At 68.0% G+C, this 18,541-nt stretch carries 21 protein-coding genes and 1 other RNA gene; 8 read left to right on the top strand and 14 right to left on the bottom strand.

The features are described 5' to 3' along the window. Positions 1–47: 47 nt before the first annotated feature. The 5 genes from BFD71_RS16890 to BFD71_RS16870 form a co-directional block, all read right to left on the bottom strand. On the bottom strand, positions 48–782 hold the full coding sequence (locus tag BFD71_RS16890; RefSeq protein WP_069265514.1) for an SIMPL domain-containing protein: 735 nt from the start codon (positions 780–782) through the stop codon (positions 48–50). A 123-nt stretch (positions 783–905) separates the two neighbouring features. Beyond that, positions 906–1,364 (bottom strand): EVE domain-containing protein, encoded by a 459-nt coding sequence (locus BFD71_RS16885; protein ID WP_069265454.1) that lies wholly within the window; start codon positions 1,362–1,364, stop codon positions 906–908. Between the two features lie 113 nt (positions 1,365–1,477). Then, a non-coding RNA gene (gene ssrS, locus BFD71_RS16880) (6S RNA) lies at positions 1,478–1,659 on the bottom strand. Between the two features lie 128 nt (positions 1,660–1,787). Then, positions 1,788–2,102 carry a cell division protein ZapA gene (locus BFD71_RS16875; protein ID WP_042268772.1) on the bottom strand — a complete coding sequence of 105 codons (315 nt, stop codon included), beginning with the start codon at positions 2,100–2,102 and terminating at the stop codon, positions 1,788–1,790. After that, positions 2,099–2,452 (bottom strand): ATPase, encoded by a 354-nt coding sequence (locus BFD71_RS16870; RefSeq protein WP_069265453.1) that lies wholly within the window; start codon positions 2,450–2,452, stop codon positions 2,099–2,101. The genes BFD71_RS16875 and BFD71_RS16870 overlap by 4 nt, the downstream gene beginning before the upstream one ends. Positions 2,453–2,825: 373 nt before the next feature. On the opposite strand from BFD71_RS16870, the gene BFD71_RS16865 reads away from it, so the two are divergent. The 5 genes from BFD71_RS16865 to cobC are packed head-to-tail and all read left to right on the top strand — an operon-like array spanning position 2,826 to position 7,197. Further along, positions 2,826–3,902 carry a FecCD family ABC transporter permease gene (locus tag BFD71_RS16865; RefSeq protein ID WP_069265452.1) on the top strand — a complete coding sequence of 359 codons (1,077 nt, stop codon included), beginning with the start codon at positions 2,826–2,828 and terminating at the stop codon, positions 3,900–3,902. Beyond that, positions 3,899–4,732: an ABC transporter ATP-binding protein gene (locus BFD71_RS16860; RefSeq protein WP_069265451.1), complete on the top strand. Its 834-nt coding sequence runs from the start codon at positions 3,899–3,901 to the stop codon at positions 4,730–4,732. Before BFD71_RS16865 ends, BFD71_RS16860 begins: the two co-directional genes overlap by 4 nt. 41 nt (positions 4,733–4,773) lie before the next feature. Continuing rightward, complete coding sequence (gene cobT, locus BFD71_RS16855; RefSeq protein ID WP_069265450.1) at positions 4,774–5,838, top strand: nicotinate-nucleotide--dimethylbenzimidazole phosphoribosyltransferase; 1,065 nt, start codon at positions 4,774–4,776, stop codon at positions 5,836–5,838. Positions 5,839–5,848: 10 nt separating this feature from the next. Further along, the gene (locus tag BFD71_RS16850; protein WP_069265513.1) at positions 5,849–6,625 is read left to right on the top strand and encodes an adenosylcobinamide-GDP ribazoletransferase; all 777 of its coding nucleotides are present in this window, start codon (positions 5,849–5,851) and stop codon (positions 6,623–6,625) included. Continuing rightward, entirely contained in the window at positions 6,610–7,197 is a 588-nt protein-coding gene (cobC, locus tag BFD71_RS16845) for an alpha-ribazole phosphatase (RefSeq protein ID WP_069265449.1), read from the top strand. The genes BFD71_RS16850 and cobC overlap by 16 nt, the downstream gene beginning before the upstream one ends. Positions 7,198–7,218: 21 nt before the next feature. Here cobC and BFD71_RS16840 read toward each other — a convergent pair whose 3' ends face one another. From BFD71_RS16840 to cobU, 4 genes are read right to left on the bottom strand one after another with little or no spacing between them, the layout of a single operon-like run. Continuing rightward, the gene (locus BFD71_RS16840) at positions 7,219–8,127 is read right to left on the bottom strand and encodes a cobalamin-binding protein (RefSeq protein ID WP_069265448.1); all 909 of its coding nucleotides are present in this window, start codon (positions 8,125–8,127) and stop codon (positions 7,219–7,221) included. Beyond that, a complete protein-coding gene (gene cobD, locus BFD71_RS16835; RefSeq protein ID WP_069265447.1) occupies positions 8,127–9,152 on the bottom strand; it encodes a threonine-phosphate decarboxylase CobD in 1,026 nt (341 codons plus the stop codon). Before cobD ends, BFD71_RS16840 begins: the two co-directional genes overlap by 1 nt. After that, positions 9,145–10,080: an adenosylcobinamide-phosphate synthase CbiB gene (cbiB, locus tag BFD71_RS16830; RefSeq protein WP_069265512.1), complete on the bottom strand. Its 936-nt coding sequence runs from the start codon at positions 10,078–10,080 to the stop codon at positions 9,145–9,147. Before cbiB ends, cobD begins: the two co-directional genes overlap by 8 nt. After that, entirely contained in the window at positions 10,080–10,634 is a 555-nt protein-coding gene (cobU, locus tag BFD71_RS16825; protein ID WP_069265446.1) for a bifunctional adenosylcobinamide kinase/adenosylcobinamide-phosphate guanylyltransferase, read from the bottom strand. Before cobU ends, cbiB begins: the two co-directional genes overlap by 1 nt. A 128-nt stretch (positions 10,635–10,762) precedes the next feature. Here cobU and BFD71_RS16820 point away from each other — a divergent pair, with 128 nt between their 5' ends. Next, a complete protein-coding gene (locus BFD71_RS16820; protein WP_256094749.1) occupies positions 10,763–12,298 on the top strand; it encodes a cobyric acid synthase in 1,536 nt (511 codons plus the stop codon). A gap of 29 nt (positions 12,299–12,327) precedes the next feature. On the opposite strand, the gene BFD71_RS16815 is transcribed toward BFD71_RS16820, so the two are convergent. Continuing rightward, on the bottom strand, positions 12,328–12,747 hold the full coding sequence (locus BFD71_RS16815) for a PaaI family thioesterase (protein WP_069265444.1): 420 nt from the start codon (positions 12,745–12,747) through the stop codon (positions 12,328–12,330). A gap of 208 nt (positions 12,748–12,955) precedes the next feature. Between BFD71_RS16815 and BFD71_RS16810 the strand changes: the two genes are divergently transcribed. Next, entirely contained in the window at positions 12,956–13,582 is a 627-nt protein-coding gene (locus BFD71_RS16810) for a ParA family protein (RefSeq protein WP_069265443.1), read from the top strand. Between the two features lie 66 nt (positions 13,583–13,648). Here the strand turns inward: BFD71_RS16810 and panD are convergent, their stop codons facing one another. The 4 genes from panD to BFD71_RS16790 form a co-directional block, all read right to left on the bottom strand. After that, complete coding sequence (gene panD, locus BFD71_RS16805) at positions 13,649–14,035, bottom strand: aspartate 1-decarboxylase (protein ID WP_069265442.1); 387 nt, start codon at positions 14,033–14,035, stop codon at positions 13,649–13,651. 98 nt (positions 14,036–14,133) lie between these two features. After that, on the bottom strand, positions 14,134–14,976 hold the full coding sequence (gene panC / locus BFD71_RS16800; protein ID WP_069265441.1) for a pantoate--beta-alanine ligase: 843 nt from the start codon (positions 14,974–14,976) through the stop codon (positions 14,134–14,136). Positions 14,977–15,280: 304 nt separating this feature from the next. Then, the gene (locus BFD71_RS16795; RefSeq protein ID WP_256094748.1) at positions 15,281–16,195 is read right to left on the bottom strand and encodes a segregation and condensation protein A; all 915 of its coding nucleotides are present in this window, start codon (positions 16,193–16,195) and stop codon (positions 15,281–15,283) included. After that, positions 16,195–16,380, bottom strand: coding sequence for a DUF3460 family protein (locus BFD71_RS16790; RefSeq protein ID WP_069265440.1), 186 nt, complete (start codon positions 16,378–16,380; stop codon positions 16,195–16,197). The genes BFD71_RS16795 and BFD71_RS16790 overlap by 1 nt, the downstream gene beginning before the upstream one ends. Before the next feature lie 471 nt (positions 16,381–16,851). Between BFD71_RS16790 and BFD71_RS16785 the strand changes: the two genes are divergently transcribed. Further along, complete coding sequence (locus BFD71_RS16785; RefSeq protein WP_083245310.1) at positions 16,852–18,537, top strand: autotransporter assembly complex protein TamA; 1,686 nt, start codon at positions 16,852–16,854, stop codon at positions 18,535–18,537. Positions 18,538–18,541 lie beyond the last annotated feature (4 nt).

The following is an 18,541-nucleotide window of genomic DNA, read 5'->3' as shown; positions in this document are numbered from 1 at the left end:
ACCGTGGCCTTTTTACTTGCGTGCTTGCGTGGCTCGTATGGCGCGCCTTACTTCATCTGCACCGAGCCGGAAACGTTGACCGTCACCGTGGACGTGCCGCCTTCGAGCGGCACGGGCGACGACATCTTCGCGTCAGCCGAAGCCGCGCGTGCGCTCATCATCATCATGGGGCGCGGCATCACGCCCGAGTGCCCCACGTTCACGTCGCGAATCGAGTAGCTGCTGTAGCCGAACGCGCGCGTGGCCGAGAGGGCCTGGTCGCGGAACGAGGCAATGGCCTGGCCCGAAAGTTTTTGCTCGGCGGCGCGCTGCGCTTCGGGGGACAGCGAGAATTGCACGTTGCCCACCTGCATGATCGACGAGAGATCGCCGGCGAGCTTCGATGCCGCCGCGAAATCATGCGACTCGAGGACGACTTCCGTGCGGCCGCGCCAGGCGGAGATGCGCCCGTCGCGATCCGTCGAAGGGAAGATCGAGAACTGGCCCGAGTGCGCGGTCACGCCCGCGACGCCTCTGGCCCGTTGAAGCGCGGAGTCGGCGCGCTGATTGAGCGTCGCGGTGAGCGAGGCGGGATCGTTCGCTTCCTGTTCGTAGAACAGCGTAATGTTGACGACGTCCTGAGGCACTTCGGCGCTCGCCTGCGCGGACAGCGAAAGCACGCCCGAGGGCTGCTGCAAGCGCGCGTCGCTCTGTGCGAACGCGGCGCCGGGTGCGAGCGTCAGGGCGAGGGGGAGGGCGGCAGCCAATGCGGCGGCGAGCGTGACGACGGTTTTTCGGTTCATTGAGGCTCCTTGCAGAACTGGCGTCGCGCGCGAGGCATCTGTTGTGACGCGCGACTGTGCGCGATTGTGCTTGAAGTCGCGCACGAATGCTGTATGCGTGCCGGCCATCGAGGCCGAACCGCATCACATCAGATGTTTCGTGATGAAGTTCCACTCGGCCGTGGTGACCGGCGTGATCGAGAGGCGGTTGCCCTTGGCGAGCACGCGCATGTCCGCGAGTTCCTCGTGCTCGCGCAAGGCGGCGAGAGAAATCAGCGGGCACTTCTTCTTGAATACGACGTCGACGAGCATCCAGCGCGGATTCTCGTGCGTCGATTTCGCGTCGTAGTAAGGGCTTTTCGGATCGAACTGCGTGGGATCGGGGTAGGCCGTGGACGACACCTGCGCGATGCCTGCGATGCCGGGCTCGGGGCAGCTCGAGTGGTAGAACAGCACGCCGTCGCCTTGCTGCATGGTGTCGCGCATGAAATTGCGCGCCTGGTAGTTTCGGACGCCGGTCCAGGGCAGCGTGCGCTGCGGCGCGTTTGCGAGGTCGTCGATGCTTGCTTCGTCGGGTTCGGACTTCATCAGCCAGTAGCGCATGAGTCGAAGTTCACGTCGAAAGGGGGGAGGGGCGAGCGTGCATGCCGCGAAAGTCGCCAATGCACGCCGCACAAAGGAAAACGGCATCGGACTGTGGTCCGATGCCGTTTGAATAGGTCCCCGCCATAGCCGCTAGGCCGGCATCCTGAACCGAGGGTTCAGAATTGGTCGCAGTTAGCAGCACTTCGGGTACATCAGACTGTGTGACGCGCACGCCCGTGCTACAAATTTCCGCAACCGTGCACATGGCATTGGTTCAAGGAATATATGACCTTGGCGAACCAGGCAGGGAAGCTGACTAAACTGGTTGGCAGCGTGTTTAGAAACGCGCGTTTCTAAACAAATCAACGCTACCTTTGAACAACATCATACCGCACGTTGCTGCGTAATACTGCGGCTTACAACCGCGGTGTACATCAGCGCTTATTGCACACCGTACTGATGAATGACAGCGCCGAGTTGTTCGTTCATTTGGCGCATTGTACGACGGATTTCTTCGGCTGGGAATGCTTCCCCGTGACGCACGCTGGTTTGCAGGCGCAGCAGTTCCGAGGCGAGCGAGAGCGCCGCCATGACGGCGATGCGATCGGTGCCGCGCACGTTGCTGTGATTGCGGATCTTCGACATTTCGGCGTCCACGCGCGCCACGGCTTCGAGCAGTGCCTGTTCCGTTTCCGGCGAACAGACGAGGCGATAGGTTTGGCCGAGTATCGTCGCTTCGATCTGCTTGGTGGTCATGCATTTTCTCCGTGGCGGGCCGCGTTGCTGTCGTCGTCGGTGCTCTGCGACGGCTCGAGCAGATCGAGCTGGTTGTCGCGCTCGTTACCTGCGCGTGCGCGTGGCAGCTTTTCGAGGATCGCGTTCAGACGCACCTGCGCATCGTCGATCTTGGCCGAGAGTGCATCGCGCTCTGCCTGCAGCGCGGCGCGCTCCTCGCGGACCTGTTCGAGTTCGGTGCGTGTTTCGTCGCATTGCGCACGCAGCTGCGCGAGTTGCTCTTCGAGTGCGAGGCGTGCTTCGTGTTGGCGCTGATTAATCTCGATCAGCCGCCCGATGTTTTGTGAGAGTGTTTCGAGTTCGTTGAGCATGTGCTGCGTCCTCTAAAGACAGGCATTCTAGCGCGGATTAACGCGTATTTTGATAATTGTGTCGTTTCCAGACGTAACAACCCGGCTTCTTACCGGAATCAGGCCCGAAACCCTCGCTACGTGTGTTGCATACGCTGGGCAGGAACGTAATTTGCCAAGGCCGCGCGCGCAGCGCATCGTCTCGATCGTGGTCTGCGCGTTATAACATCACGGATTCATGGTCTTTTGCCAGTGCTTTCGCGAACGGCTTATGCCACGTCATGCAGAATCCCTGGCGACCAAAATACTGCGCTCTGTCGTGGCCTGCTATACCCCTGCTGTCTTTTTGTGCGAGCTTGATTGAAATCCGCTGCCGAGTTCCCCGATGCGTTCCATGAGCCGCGATGAGTCCCATGCTGTGCCGCCCGTGCCGCCGATACACGCGCTGCCGCGCCGCTCGATGAGCGCGCGCCGTGCATGCATGATCTGGGCCGCGCTCGCAGCCGTGGCGCTCGTGGTGTTCGCTGCATCGCTCGCAACCGGCAGCGTGAGCGTGACGTTTGCGCAGGCGCTGGCGGCGCTCGCTCCCACGCATGACGTGCACGGCGCGCCGGACGTGGCGATCGAAATCGTGCGTACGCTGCGCTTGCCGCGCGCGTTGGCGGGGTTTGCATGCGGCGGCCTGCTCGCGCTGGCGGGCGCGCTGCTGCAGGTGCTGCTGCGCAATCCGCTTGCGGAGCCCTACGTGCTCGGTGTGTCTGGCGGCGCTGCCGCATTCGCACTCGTGGCGATGATCGCTGGCGTGGCGTGGTGGGGCGTGCAGGCGAGCGCGTGTGCGGGTGCGTTCGTTTCGATCCTGCTCGTGCTCGGCCTCGCGCGCCGCGAGTTGTGGCGCGGCGAGCCGCAAGACAGCTCGCCGCGGCTGCTCCTGACGGGCGCGGTGACGGCGGCAGGCTGGGGCGCATTGATCACACTGCTGCTCACGCTCGCGCCCGACACGCGCCTGCGCGGCATGCTGTTCTGGCTCACGGGCGACCTCAATGGCGCGGGCATGCCATGGCCCGCGCTCGCAACGCTTGGCGTGGTCCTTGCGTGCATCGTGCCCGCCGCGCCAATGCTCAACGTGCTGCTGCGCGGCGACGCTGCCGCGCAGGCGCTCGGTGTGCCGGTGCTGCGTCTGCGCGTGGGCATTTATCTTGCCGCGTCGCTCGCGGCGGCCGCTGCCGTGACGACGGGCGGCACCATCGGCTTCGTGGGGCTCGTCGTGCCCCACATGCTGCGCCTCGCGTTCGGCAACGACCAGCGCATGCTCGTGCCGGCCGCCGCGCTCGCGGGCGGCGTGGCCGTGATGGGCGCGGACCTCGTCGCGCGTACGGTGGCGGCGCCCGCGCAGTTGCCGGTGGGCGTTGTGACCGCGCTCGCGGGCGTGCCGGTATTCCTGTGGATGCTGCTCGCGAGGCGCGGACGATGAGCGATGCGCATCCCCCCCTGCTCGCGGTCCACGCGCTCACGTTGCGCGCGGGCGCGCGCACGCTCGTGGAATCGCTCACGCAAAAGTTTGCCGCCGGCGAAATCTGGTGTGTGGCGGGCGCAAATGGCGCGGGCAAGACCACACTGATCGGCGCGCTCGCGGGCCTTGGCGAGCCCTCGGCGGGACGTGTCGAAGTCGAGGGCATCGCGCTCGCACAGTGGCCGCCGGTGCGCCTCGCGCAGCGTCGCGCGCTGATGCCGCAGGACCAGCGCGACGCCTTCAGCGCGAGCGTGATCGACACCGTGCTGCTCAATCGCTACCCGCATCTTTCCGGCTGGGGTTGGGAAGCCGATGCCGATCGCGCCGCCGCGCACGCCGCGCTCGCCACGCTCGGCCTCGAAGCGTTCGCGGCGCGCGATGTGCTGTCGCTCTCTGGCGGCGAGCGCCAGCGCGTCGCGCTTGCCGCCGCGCTGTGTCAGGGCGCGCCGCTCCTGCTGCTCGACGAGCCGCTCGCCCATCTGGACCTGCATCATCAGATTGCGTGTCTCGAAGCGCTCTCGCACTGGGTGCGCAGTGAGGCGCGCGCCGTGCTGTTTTCGTGCCACGATCTCAATCTTGCGCGGCGCTTCGCGACGCACGCGCTCCTGCTCGACGGCCGCGGCGGTTTTCACGCGGGCCCCGTGCGCGATGTGCTCACGCCGGAACGCGCGAGCGCCGCATTCGGACATCCGCTCGTGCTGATACGCGAGGGCGCGCACGAGGCGCTTGTACCAGCACTCGTACCGACATCTTCATCACCGCATTCGCCGGGATCGAACGGCGTGCACTAGTGCGCCGCTGTCGCCCGCATCACTTTGAAACGAAATACACCATGACGTCATCGCTTACCGAACTGCTCGCCGTCGAACCGCTCGATCTCTCGTTGCGCGACGAACTGCAACGCCTCATCGACACGAAGACCAAACCGCCCGGCAGTCTCGGCCGCCTCGAAACCCTGGCGCGCCAGCTCGGCATGATCCAGGGCACGACGCGCCCGAGCGTCGAGCGTCCCGTGATGATCGTCTTCGCAGGCGACCACGGCATCGCCGCCGAAGGCGTGAGCCCTTACCCGCAGGCCGTGACCGCGCAGATGGTCGCGAACTTCGTGGCAGGGGGCGCGGCGATCAACGTGTTCAGCAGCGTGGCGGGACTCACGCTCGAAGTCGTCAACGCGGGCGTGGCGTCGCCGCTGCCGCCGTCGCCGACACTCGTCGATGTGCCCATCGCGGCCGGCACGCGCAACTTTGCGCACGAGCGCGCCATGACGCGCGACGAAGCCCTCGCCGCGCTTGCGGCGGGCGCCGAGCGCGTGCGTCATCACGCGGCGCTCGGCACGAACGTGATCGGCTTTGGCGAAATGGGCATTGCGAACACGTCGTCGGCCGCGTGCCTGATGAGCCGGTTGTGCGGCGTGCCGATCGATGAATGCGTCGGGCGCGGCACGGGCCTCGACAATGCGGGCCTCGCGAAAAAGCGCAATGTGCTCGCGGCGGCGCTCGCGCATCACGCCGATGCGCGCGAGCCGCTCGACGTGCTCGCCGCGTTCGGCGGCTTCGAAATCGCGATGATGGCGGGCGCATATCTCGAAGCGGCGCGCTCGCGCATGGCGATTCTCGTCGACGGCTTCATCGCCACCTCGGCGCTGCTCGTGGCCGACTCGCTCGCGCCGAACGTGCGCGACTACTGCGTGTTTGCGCACGCATCGAACGAAGCGGGGCACCGTCGCATGCTCGATCACTTCGGCGCGCGCGAACTGCTTACGCTCGACCTGCGTCTGGGCGAGGGCACGGGCGCGGCGCTGGCGGTGCCGCTGCTGCGCGCGGCGGTCGCGTTCCTCAACGACATGGCGAGCTTCGAGTCGGCCGGCGTCGACAATCGCAGTGATCGCCACGCCTGAGCGTCGCGCGATGAATCCGCTTGCGGAGCTGCGTTATTTCTTCACGGCGCTCGGCTATTTCACGCGCGTGCCGGTGCCGCGCTGGGTGGGCTTCGAGCCCGCCTGGCTCAACGCGGCGGCGCGTTACTTTCCGTTCGTCGGCGCGTTGATCGGCGCGCTCGCGGCGCTCGTCTATCTCGCCGCGTTGCGCGTGTTTCCGGCGAACGTGGCCGTGCTGCTGTCGATGGCCGTCACGCTCCTCGCGACGGGCGCCTTTCACGAAGACGGTCTCGCCGACTGCCTCGACGCATTCGGCGGCGCGTACGCCCGCGAAGACGTGCTGCGCATCATGCACGATTCGCGCATCGGCGCATTTGGCGCGATCGGTCTCGTGGTGGCCCTCGCGCTCAAGTGGCAGACGCTCGCGGCGCTGCCGCCGGCACGCGCCGCGATGCTGATGATCGCCGGCCATGCCGCGAGCCGCGCTTGCGCGATCAGCTATCTCGTCTCGCTCGAGTATGTGCGTGCCGAGGGCAAGGCCAAGCCCGTCGCGCAGCGCATGAGCATGCCCGCGTGGCTGTGCGCGTGCGTGTTCGGCTTGCCGTGGCTGTTCTGGCCGGTGTGGTCCGGTGCGCCCGACTGGCGCGCGGGCGTCGCGACGCTCGGCGTGCTCGCCGTGTTGCGCTATGCACTGGGGCGTTACTTCGTGCGGCGCATCGGCGGCTATACGGGCGATTGTCTCGGCTTGGCGCAACAGGTGTTCGAGATCGCCATCTACCTCGTGGGACTCGCATGGATCTCGTTCTGATCCGTCATCCCGCCGTGGCGGTGGATGCGGGCGTCTGCTACGGCGCGAGCGATGTGCCGCTCGCGGGCGACGCGACGCAGCAGGCCGCGTCGCTCGCTGAGCGGATCGCGGCGCTCGGCGTGCGCGAACCGCAGCGTATCGAAACGAGCCCGCTCACGCGCTGCGCGAGCGTGGCGGCGGCGCTCGGCCGTCTGCGCGGCCATACGCCGCAAGCCGAAGCACGCCTCGCTGAGATGGATTTCGGCGCGTGGGAGATGCAGCGCTGGGACGCGATCGAACGCGCGCAGATCGACGCATGGGCCGCGAATTTCGAGCACGCGCGCGAGCATGGCGGCGAGAGCGTCGCGCAGTTCGATGCGCGCGTGAGCAGCTGGTTCGATACGCTCGACGCGCGCGAGAAGTGCACCGTTTGGGCCGTTACGCATGCGGGCGTGATCCGCACCGTCACGGCGCGCGCGCTCGGCATGCCGCTCGCGCGTTGCGTGCGCTGGCCGCTGGAGATGGGCGCCATCGTGCATTTGCAATACGACTCGACGAGCGCTGTTTGGCTGCTCGCGCGCTGGAACGCCTAGCGGGTCGCTGCGGAGACCGAATCAATGTGCCACGGCGTTGCGCGAGCGGGCGAGGTCGAGATCCTCGCACAACTGCGCCGCGCCCTGGGCGATGCGCGGCGCGGGGCGCGTGAGCAGATCGCCGTCGATGGCGAAGAGATTGCCGCGCGCGACGGCGGCTAGCGCTGGCCAGGCGCGCCAGCGCTCGAGGCCCGGCAGCGGGCGGTCCGGCGACGTCGCGCCTTGCGACGCGGTGACGATCGCATCGGGATTGGCCGCGAGAACGGCTTCCGTCGATACCGTCGGCACGAGCGGTTCGAGGGCCGCGAACACGTTGCGGCCGCCGCAGAGCGCGATCACGTCGCTGATCATGTGCGAGCCGTTGATGGTCATCAGCGGCTGATCCCAGACTTCGTAGAACACGCTCACGGATGCGCGCTGCGCATAGCGCGCGTGCAGCTGCGCGATGTCGCGGCGGTAAGCATTCGCGGCGGCCTGCGCAGCGTCTTCGGTGCCGAGCAGCACGCCGAGGCGCGTGAGCGAGGTCGCGACATCGTCGAGCTTGTGTGGCTCGCTGAAAAAGAGGGGGACGTGCAGCGCGCGCAGACGATCGAGCTGTTGCTGAGCGTTGCCGTGACGCCAGACCACGATGAGGTCGGGCTTGAGCGCGGCGATGCGCTCGAGGTCGAGCGCGCGATTGTCGCCCACGCGCGGCACTTTTTGCGCTTCGGGCGGGTAGTCGCTGTAGGCCACGGCGCCGACCACTTTCACGCCGCCGCCTGCGGCGTAGAGCAGCTCGGTCACGTGGGGCGCGAGGCTCACTACGCGCTGCGCTGGCGCGGGGAGGGTGACGGTGTTGCCCGCGTCGTCGATGGCGGTGACGGTCGCATGCGCGGCGCACGGCAGGAGCGTCGCGGCCAGCAGCGCCAACACAATGACGACTGTGCGCATCAGCCGATCGCCCGCATGGCTTGTCCGAGTGCGCTTTCGAAGCGCTGCCATTCGCTTTCTGACGCGGGCAGGCCAAAGCGCAGGCTGGCCGGTGCGTCGAAGCGGCGCGTCCATACGGCGTGGCGCGCGAGTGCGTCCTGCAGCACCGGCGCGCGTGGGTCCGCGAGCCACGCGAACAGCGGCGTGGCGTGCGGCGTGAAGCCGTGAGCGCGCAGCAGCGCGACGAGGCGCGCGCTTTCGGCGGCGAGCCGAATGCGCGTTTCGTTCTGCCACGCGCTGTCTTCGAACGCATGGGTGACCGCGTGGCGCGCCGGCCCGCTCACGGTCCACGCGCCCAGATGCGCGCGCAACGCGGCCAGCAGGGCAGGCGCGCCGAGCGCGAATCCGCAGCGCGCGCCCGCGAGCCCGAAGAACTTGCCCGGCGAGCGCAGCACGACGAGTCCTGCGCGGCGGGTTGCGTGCGCAAGCGTTTCGGAGCGCTCATGGCCGAACGCATCGGCAAAAGCTTCGTCGACGATCAGCGTGCCGCCGCGCGCCGCGAGTTGCGCATGCCAACGCAGCAGGCGGTCGGCAGCAAGATGCGTAGCCGTCGGATTGTTCGGATTCACCACGACGGCATGCGTGACGGTATCGGGCAGCGTGTCCTGCATGACATCGAGCGGCACGATCTCATGGCCCGCGCGCGCGAATGCCGGTGCGTACTCCCCGTAAGTGAGCGGAGCGATTGCTACACGCGCGCGCGGCAACAACGCGGGCAGCGCGCGGATCGCGGCCTGGCTGCCCGCCACCGCCAACACGTGGCGGGCGTCGGGCGCGCCGTAGTAGTGCGCGGCGCTCGCAGCGAAGCCGTCCCCGTCGTCGGGCAGGCGCCGCCATGCCGCGGATGGCACCGGCGGCACAGGGTAGCCGTGCGGATTGATGCCGGTGGAGAGGTCGATCCACGCGTCCCAGGCGATGCCGTAACGCTGCGCGGCTTCGTGCAGATTGCCGCCGTGCGCGACGAGTGCGGCTGGTTGTTCAGACATGGCTCGCCACGCTCACGAAGGCCAGCGCGAGCAGCGCGGCGAGCCACAAAATGGTGGTGCGCTCGACGAGCCGCAAGGCCGCGCCCACGTGCTGCGCGCGCGGCGGCGAGCCCGCGCCGAGCGCCGGGCGCTCCTCCAGCATGCCGTGATACACGGCCGCGCCGCCCAGCAGCACGTTCAGGCTGCCCGCGCCGGAGGCCATGACGGGACCCGCGTTCGGGCTCTCCCAGCGATGCGCCTGTTCGCGCCAACAGCGCAGCGCCACGCGCGTGTCGCCGAGCAGCGCGTAGCTCGCGGCCGTGAGGCGCGCGGGAATCCAGTTGAGCACGTCGTCGATGCGCGCGGCCGCCCAGCCGAAGCGCAGGAAGCGCGGGGTGCGATAGCCCCACATGGCATCGAGCGTGTTGGCGAGACGGAACGCGAGGGCGCCGGGGCCGCCCGCGATCGCGAACCAGAACAGCGCGCCGAAGATCGCGTCGTTGCCGTTTTCGAGCGCCGATTCGACGGCCGCGCGCGAGAGCGCGGTGGCGTCCGCCCCTGCTGTGTCGCGCGAGACGATGCGGCCGGTCAATTCGCGCGCGGCGGCGAGGTCGCGCCGGGCGAGCGCGGCGCCGATCGGCGCGATGTGCTCCGTGAGGCTGCGGGCGCCGAGCGCGAACCACAGCAGCGCGACGTGCAGTGCCCAGGCGAGCGGCCAGGGTAGCAGGGCGCACAGCAGCGCGGCGACGACGACGGGCGGTGCGACGGCGGCGAGCCATGCGACGAGGCCGAGCGGACGGCCACGGCGGCCCGTGTTCAGGCGCGCTTCGATCTGGTTCGCGTATTTGCCGAAGGCGACGAGCGGGTGTGCACGGCGCGGTTCGCCGAGCCAGCGGTCCACGGCGACGCCGGCCACGGCGAGCGCGGCGGTGACGGGTAGCGAGAGCATCATGAGGTCCCGCGCGGCGCTTTGAGCACCAAAGGCAGGCCCGCGGCGACAAGCGTCGCCTGATCGGCGAGCGCCGCGATGCGCTGATTGAGGCGGCCGAGTTCGTCCACGTAACGGCGCGTGGCCGCGCCCATCGGCACGACGCCCATGCCGATCTCGTTGCTCACCACGAGCACCGTGCCCTGTGCGCGCTCGCAGGCGGCAGCGAAGGCGTCGAGGCGCTCGCGCCAGTCGGGCAGCGGCGCTTCGGAGTCGGCGGGGCAAAGCAGGTTCGCGAGCCACAGCGTGAGGCAGTCGATCAGCACGCACTGGCCGGGCCCCGCGGCTGCGTCGAGTGCGCCCGCGAGATCGAGCGGCGCCTCGGCGAGCGCCCAGTGCGCGGGCCGCCGCGCGCGATGGTGGCCGATGCGCTCGGCGAACTCGGTGTCGTCCGTCACGCGCGCGGTGGCGATATAGGTGACGGGCAGGCCGCTCGCGGCAGCGAGCCGTTCGGCGTGCGCGCTCTTGCCCGAGCGCGCGCCGCCGACGATGAAGGTGAGATCGCGCGAATTCATCGCGTGATTGTAACGGCTGCACCCAGGCTCGCTGTTGTCCCATCGGTCAATGTCGCGCCGTGGTCCTGCATCGGGCGGCGGCGCGATGGGATAATGCGCGTTCGCCTTCGCTGCCCCCCATGCGCTTCATGACCGCCACGCTACCCGCCATGCCCCGCGTACCCACCGGCACGCTGATGATCCAGGGCACGACCTCCGATGCCGGCAAGAGCACGCTCGTCGCCGGCCTGTGCTGCCTCGCGCGCCGCGCGGGTGTACGCGTCGCGCCGTTCAAACCGCAGAACATGGCGCTCAACAGCGCCGTGACCGTGGATGGCGGCGAGATCGGCCGCGCCCAGGCGCTGCAGGCTGTCGCCGCCGGCATCGAGGCGCACACCGACCTCAATCCGGTGCTGCTCAAGCCCAATAGCGACCTCGGCTCGCAGGTCATCATCCACGGCAAGGCGCGTATGAATCTCAACGCGCGCGCGTACCAGGACTACAAGCCGCTCGCGCGCGAGGCCGTGCTGGCGTCCTACGCGCGTCTGCGCGCGCGCTACGACACGGTGTTCGTGGAGGGCGCGGGCAGCCCCGCCGAAGTCAACCTGCGCGCCAACGACATCGCCAACATGGGTTTCGCCGAGGCGGTCGATTGCCCGGTCGTGCTCGTGGCCGACATCGACCGGGGCGGCGTATTCGCGCATCTGATCGGCACGCTGGCCTGTCTTTCCCAGAGCGAGCGCGCGCGCGTCAAAGGTTTCGTCATCAACCGTTTTCGCGGCGACCGCACGCTGCTGGAACCGGGCCTCGCCTGGCTCGAGCAGCAGACGGGCAAGCCGGTGCTGGGCGTCGTGCCGTATCTGCACGGCCTCACGCTCGACGCCGAGGACATGCTGCCCGGCGCGGTCCACAGCGGCGCGCAGGCCGCCGGCGAGACGCTGCGCGTGGTGGTGCCGGCGCTGCCGCACATCAGCAACCACACCGACTTCGACGCGCTGCGCGCCCATCCGCAGGTCGATTTCACCTATGTGCGCACGGGCGAAGCGCCGCCCGCCGCCGATCTCGTGATCCTGCCGGGCTCGAAGAACGTGCGCGACGACCTCGCGTGGCTGCGCGCCCAGGGCTGGGAGACGGCGCTCGCGCGGCATCTGCGCTATGGCGGCCGCGTGATCGGTATTTGCGGCGGCATGCAGATGCTCGGGCGCGCGATTGCCGATCCGCACGGCGTGGAGGGCGAGCCGGGCGCGGTCGAGGGTTTCGGCTGGCTCGACTACGAGACCGTGCTCACGCGCGAAAAGACCTTGAAGAACGTGACGGGCGCGCTCGCGCTGGAAGGCGCTAACGGGCATGCGGACGCGGGCCCGGCGCGCGTGGCGGGCTACGAAATTCATATGGGCGAGACGCGCGGGCGGGCGCTAGCGTCGCCCGCGCTGTGGCTCGCTGAGGGAGACGAGGGGGCGACGCGCCCCGATGGTGCGCGCTCGGCGGACGGCCAGATTCTCGCGACCTACGTGCACGGCCTCCTCGACACGCCGCAAGCCTGCGCGGCGCTCTTGCGCTGGGCCGGGCTCGCGCAGGCGCGCGCGGTGGACTATCCGGCGTTGCGCGAGGCGTCGCTGGAGCGGCTGGCGGACACGCTCGCGGCGAGCCTCGATCTGGAGAAGGTGTTCGGCGTAATCCGCTGACAGCGCAGCTAAAAGCGCGGCTGCCCGGCTCAGTAAAGCACCATCTGCGTACAGCGGAACAGCGCGATGGTCTTGCCGTCCGGGCCGCTCACGGTGGCGTCCCAGACCTGGGTGCTGCGCCCGAGGTGCACGCCCTTGGCCACGGCCGAGATCGTGCCTTCGCGCGCGGTGCCGAGATGATTGCTCTTGATCTCGATGGTCGTGAAGTTTTTCGCGTTGGGCGGCAGGTGCGCGAGGCACGCGTAGCCGCAGGCCGTGTCGGCGAGACCGATCACCGTGGCGGCGTGCAGGAAGCCATTGGGGGCGAGCAGGTCGCTGCGCACGTCAAGTTCGGCGCGCAGCAGGCCTTGCTCGAGGACCAGCGGCCGAAAGCCCAGCAAATCGGGCAGGCGGCCGCGCTGCCTCTCGAGCAGGGATTCGATCGTGATGTCGTGGCGTAGCGTGCTCATGGTCGCTCAGTCTCCTTGATTTGATATGAACATTGCGGGTGCGCGCTCGTGGGGGGCTTCGGCGGCGCGCAATTTGCCGATAATATCGGACGGTTGATTCGGGGCGCCGGCTCGTCCGCAAGTCGCCTCGCAAGGTATCGAAACACGCATCACGCAAAATCACGGCAATCCGGCTGGCCTTGCGCCAGCCATCCTGACGGGAGCATTCATGACGGTAATCGTGGTGGCGAATCCCAAGGGCGGCGTGGGAAAGAGCACGCTGTCCACCAATCTGGCCGGCTATTTCGCCGCACAAGGCGAGTGGGTAGCGCTCGCGGACCTCGACCGGCAGCAGTCCTCGCACGCATGGCTCGATCTGCGGCCCGCGACGCTGCCGGCGATCGAAAGCTGGCAGGTCGATCTGGACAACCCGGCCAAGCCGCCCAAGGGACTCGAGCACGCAGTCATCGACACGCCCGCCGGCCTGCACGGCAACCGGCTCCAGGCGATCATCGAGCTGGCGGACAAGGTGATCGTGCCGCTGCAGCCCTCGATGTTCGACATTCTTGCCACCCAGGACTTCCTCAACCGCCTCGCCAAGGAAAAGTCCGTGCGCAAGGGGGCGATCCAGGTGGGCGTGGTGGGCATGCGGGTGGATGCGCGCACGCGCTCGGCCGAGCAGCTGCAGCGCTTCGTCGAGGGCCTCGAACTACCGGTGCTGGGCTATCTGCGCGACACGCAGAACTACGTGCAGCTCGCCGCGCACGGCCTCACGCTGTGGGACGTCGCGAAGAGCCGGGTCGAGAAGGACCTCGACCAGTGGCAGTCGATCATCGGCTGGGTCGACGGCAAATAAGCACGCCAAAAGGCGGGCAAGCGCGGCGGCGCGGGCCCGATGAGCCGCGCCCGCCAGCCCCGCGGTTTAGCTCCAGGCTTGCGTGGGCACGTGGTCGCGGCTGCCCTTGATGCGGTTGTTCTCGTCCACGAACACGAGGTCCGGTTTCCAGCCGGCCTTGAGCTCTTCCTCTTCCACGTTCGCGAAGGCCGCGATGATCACGAGGTCGCCCAGTTGCGCGCGGCGCGCGGCCGAGCCGTTCAGCGAGATCATGCCGCTGCCGCGCTCGCCCTTGATCGCGTAGGTCGTGAAGCGCTCGCCATTGTTGATGTTCCAGATGTCGATGCGCTCGTTTTCGACGATGTTCGCCGCTTCGAGCAGGTTTTCGTCGATGGCGCACGAGCCTTCGTAGTGCAGCTCGCAGTGCGTGACCGCGACGCGGTGGATCTTCGACTTGAGCATATGGCGTTGCATGGAGGGTCTCCTCAGGCGAGCGGGCGCGCGGCCCGCCGCGGGTAAGCGGAATCTGGGGGGATCGGGTGAAAGCGGGACGGCGCGGCCGCTCGCGGCTTTCAGATTTCGAGGTTGTCGATCAGGCGCGTCGCGCCGAGCTTCGCGGCGGCCAGCACGACGAGCGGCGACTCGGCGTCGCCGGCCACGCCCGGCGCGGGCGGCAGCAGGTTCGCGCGCTTGCGGATCGCGATGTAGTCGGGCTTCCAGCCGCGCGCGGCGAGCGTCGCCATGGCGTCGAGTTCGAGCTGCTGGAAGTCGCGGCGGCCCGACAGCACCGACTCGCGGATCGCGCGCAGCACGCCCGCCAGTTGCGGCGCCTCGGCGCGCTCGGCTTCCGTAAGGTAGCGGTTGCGCGAGCTGAGCGCGAGGCCGTCGGTGTCGCGCACGGTTTCGGCGGCGATCACTTCGGTCGGCAGCGCGAACTGGTTGCACATCGCGCGCACGATCATGAGCTGCTGGTAGTCCTTCTTGCCGAACACGGCCACGCGCGGCTGCACGCACGACATCAGCTTCATGACGACAGTGCACACGCCTTCGAAGAAACCGGGGCGGAACTCGCCTTCCAGAATGTCGCCCAGATCGTGCGGCGGGCGCACGCGGTACTCCTGCGGCTGCGGATACATGTCGCGCTCGGTGGGCGCGAACAGCACGTAGACGTTTTCCTTCTGCAGCTTTTCGATGTCGTCCTGAAGCGTGCGCGGATACTTGTCGAAGTCCTCGTTCGGGCCGAACTGCAGCCGGTTGACGAAGATACTCGCCACGACCGGGTCGCCGTGCTGGCGTGCGAGGCGCATCAGCGAGAGATGGCCTTCGTGCAGGTTGCCCATGGTCGGCACGAACGCCGTGCGGTTTTGGCCGCGCAACTGGTCGCGCAATTCCTGAATCGAGCTGATGACTTTCATGGTCGGATGCTTTATGCCTCGCGCGGGGGCAAGACTTGGGTTGCACGGCCGCAAGCCAGAGACCCGGACGAAGGGCCGCGAGCGGACGTTGCGCGCCCGGTCCGCGCGAGTGGCGCGGTGCCCCGTATGTGGGACGAGACCGGGCAGGCGCGGGCGATTGTAGTGGATTTGTGAATGCGGCGCACCCGCCTCGCGTAGGGGCTTGTCCTGACGTTCCGCTGTGCGGCCCTTTGGAGGTTCCCGCGCGATGCGGTCCTATTTACTGCCTTCGCTGCGCGCGGACCCGGGCAAGGCCGGTCGGGGATCAGGCGGGCAAATACGCGAGCCGCACGTAAATCGGCGCGAACGGTTCGGGCTGGGTGATCTCGATGAGCGATTCGCGCGACAGCTCCAGCATGGCGATGAAGTTCACGACCACGACGGGCACGCCGCGCGTAGTGTCGAACAGCTCGGAAAATTCCATGAAGCGCTCGCCCTGGAGCCGGCGCAGGATGATGCTCATGTGCTCGCGCACCGAGAGCTCCTCGCGCGAGATCTTGTGATGCTGGACGAGCTTCGCGCGCTTGATGACGTCGGCCCACGCGGCGCGCAGGTCGTTGCTGTCCACGTCGGGGAAGCGCGGCGTGATGCTCTGCTCGATGTAGACCTCGGCGCGCAGGAAGTCGCGCCCGAGCTGCGGCAACTGGTCCAGGCGCTGGGCGGCGAGCTTCATCTGCTCGTATTCGAGCAGGCGGCGCACGAGTTCGGCGCGCGGGTCCTCGGCTTCCTCGCCGGTGTCGGCCTTCTTGACCGGCAGCAGCATGCGCGACTTGATCTCGATGAGCATGGCCGCCATCAACAGATATTCGGCCGCGAGTTCGAGGTTGGTCTTGCGCAGTTGCTCGACATAGCCGAGGTACTGGGTCGTGACCTCCGCCATCGGGATGTCGAGGACGTTGAAGTTCTGCTTGCGGATGAGGTACAGCAGCAGGTCGAGCGGACCTTCGAAGGTCTCGAGGAAGACTTCGAGCGCGTCCGGCGGGATGTAGAGGTCCTGCGGGAGCTTGAAGAGCGGCTCGCCGTAAAGGCGTGCAAACGCGACGCCGTCGACCGTGTCGGGCGTCGAGTCGGTTGCGGGTGTGGTCAGCGCCTCACCGGGCGTTTGCCCGGCAGCGTGGCCCGCGTGACTGGCCGCGTGCTCGCCCGCTGGCGGCGCGCCGGCCCCGTCGGCCTCGGCCATCAGAAGTTCTGGTAGTAGACGTAAGACGTCTGCTTCACGCGCGAAGCCTGCTGGCGCTCGCGCTCGTCGAGGTCGATCGGCTGCTTGTCCCACAGGAGCGCGCGGCCCTTGCGTTGCTGTTCTTCGAGCTGCGGCTTTTGCTGCTTGAGCTGGTTGATGAACTGCGTGATGTCCGATTGATACATGGCTGACGTCCGTCCAGTAAGGCGGGGCGCCTGATTGCGCCGCGCCGCTAATTCTGTCGGCGGCAATTTTACCGCAAGCCAACGCCGCGGAACATCCGCCCGGGCGCAACGCGTTGGCCATCCCCTCGGCCGCCCCGCGCGCGCCATAGGTCCGGCCGCGCCCGCCGTTGTGGCACGCTTTGCACCTCCTCCTGGGGTTTTGACGCGCCGATGTGGTGAAATAACGCGTTTGCGCCCGTTGCCGCTTCCCGTGCCGCCCTGCGCGCGAGCGGTGCAACCGGTGGCAACCAGTTCTACGACGGCAGGAGGTGGCGTTTGGCGGGATGGGTGATCGAAGCATTGAGCGCACGGCGGCGCCCCTCGCGGGCGGCGCGGCCACGGCTCGCCGCGTGCCTGATCGTGTGCCTCGCCGTGTGCTCCGCTGTGGCACCGCCCGCCCGGGCCGACATCCTGACCACCCTCCTGCCGTGGATGCGCCCGCGCACCTACTACGACGTCGATATCCAGGCCACCCCGCGCGATCTGCGCAAGCTGCTCGAGGCGCACCTCGACATTGCGCGCTTCGCCACGCGCGCCGACGTGAACGAGGACCAGTTCGAGTTTCTCGTGACCGCGACGCCGCAACAGGTGCGCGACCTCGCCTCGACGGCGGGCTATTTCACGCCGGTCGTGCGCACCGATGTGCGCACGATCGACGGCAGGCGGCACGTGCGGGTGAGCGTCGATCCGGGGCCGCGCACGACGATTTCGTCGGTGAAACTCGTGTTTCGCGGTCCGGTCCTCACGGAAGACCCGGCGCAGGAGAACACCGCGCGCTTCGCGTTCTCGCTGCACGAAGGCGACGCCTTTACGCAGTCGGGCTGGGACGACGCCAAGAACGGCTCGCTCAAGGCGCTGCAGGCGCGCCGCTACCTTGGCGCGAAGATTACGTTTTCGGAGGCGCGGGTCGATCCGCTCAGGCACGACGCGCAACTTTCCGTAACGTTCGACAGCGGGCCGACCTTTACGCTGGGCAAGCTCGATGTTTCGGGGCCGCGGCGCTATCCGGGCTACATCATCGACAATGTGAATCCGCTTTCGCCGGGCGAAATCTACGACCTCAAGCGCGTGGCCGAACTGCAGCGCCAGGTGCAGAACACGCCGTACTACGCGAGCGTGGCGATCGACGTCGACGCGAACACGCAAAAGCCGCTCGAGACGCCCGTGCACGTGAAGGTGAGCGAGTTCCCGTACAACAACTTCCGCGGCGGCGTGGGTTATTCGACCGATACCGGCGCGCATGTACAGGGCTCCTACACCTACCTGAACACGTTCGGCGCGGCGTGGCCGTTCCAGGTGCAGGGGCGGCTCGACCAGATCCAGAAGTTCGGTCAGGTCCAGCTTTCGATGCCACCGGGTCCGCGCGCCTGGACCAACAGCCTCGTCGCGTCCTACACGACCACCGACGTCTCGGACACCAACATCTATAGCGCGCGCGTCGGGGTGCAGCGCACGCGCACCTCGCAGAACATCGACTATGCGTACGCGCTGATGTTCTACGACGACCGACTTACGCAGAACGTGGGGCCGTCCTCGCGGGCCTATGCGCTCGTGCCGACCTGGGGCTGGACCCGCCGTAACGTCGACGACCCGCTCTTTCCGCGCTCGGGCAACATCATCCGCGTGGAGGCGGGCCTCGCGCTCAAGAACGCGGGCGCCGAGCAAAGCTTCTTTCGCGCCTACATGCGCGGACAGCAGTACCTGCCGATCGGCCACAGCGACATCATGGTGTTCCGCGCGGAACTGGGCGGCGTGTTCACGGGCGGCCCGTCGAGCGGCATCCCCGCGTCGCTGCTGTTCCGTGCGGGCGGCTCGAACTCGGTGCGCGGCTACTCGTTCCAGAGCATCGGTAACGACCAGTCGGGCTCGATCCTGCCGACCAAGTATCTCGTCACCGGCTCGGCCGAGTACCAGCACTGGTTCAGCCACGACTGGGGCGGCGCGGCGTTCTTCGACATCGGCACCGCCACCGACACCTGGGGCGAAAAGGAGTTCGATCCGGGCGCGGGTATCGGCGCGCGCTGGCGCAGCCCCGTCGGGCCGGTCAACCTCGATCTCGCCTATGGGTTTCGCACTCACAGCGTGCGGCCTTATCTGACACTCGGGATCGCCTTCTGATGGT

Source organism: Paraburkholderia nodosa (assembly GCF_001718195.1).
GTDB classification, from domain to species: domain Bacteria; phylum Pseudomonadota; class Gammaproteobacteria; order Burkholderiales; family Burkholderiaceae; genus Paraburkholderia; species Paraburkholderia nodosa_A.
This window is presented reverse-complemented; position numbering and strand designations above follow the sequence as displayed.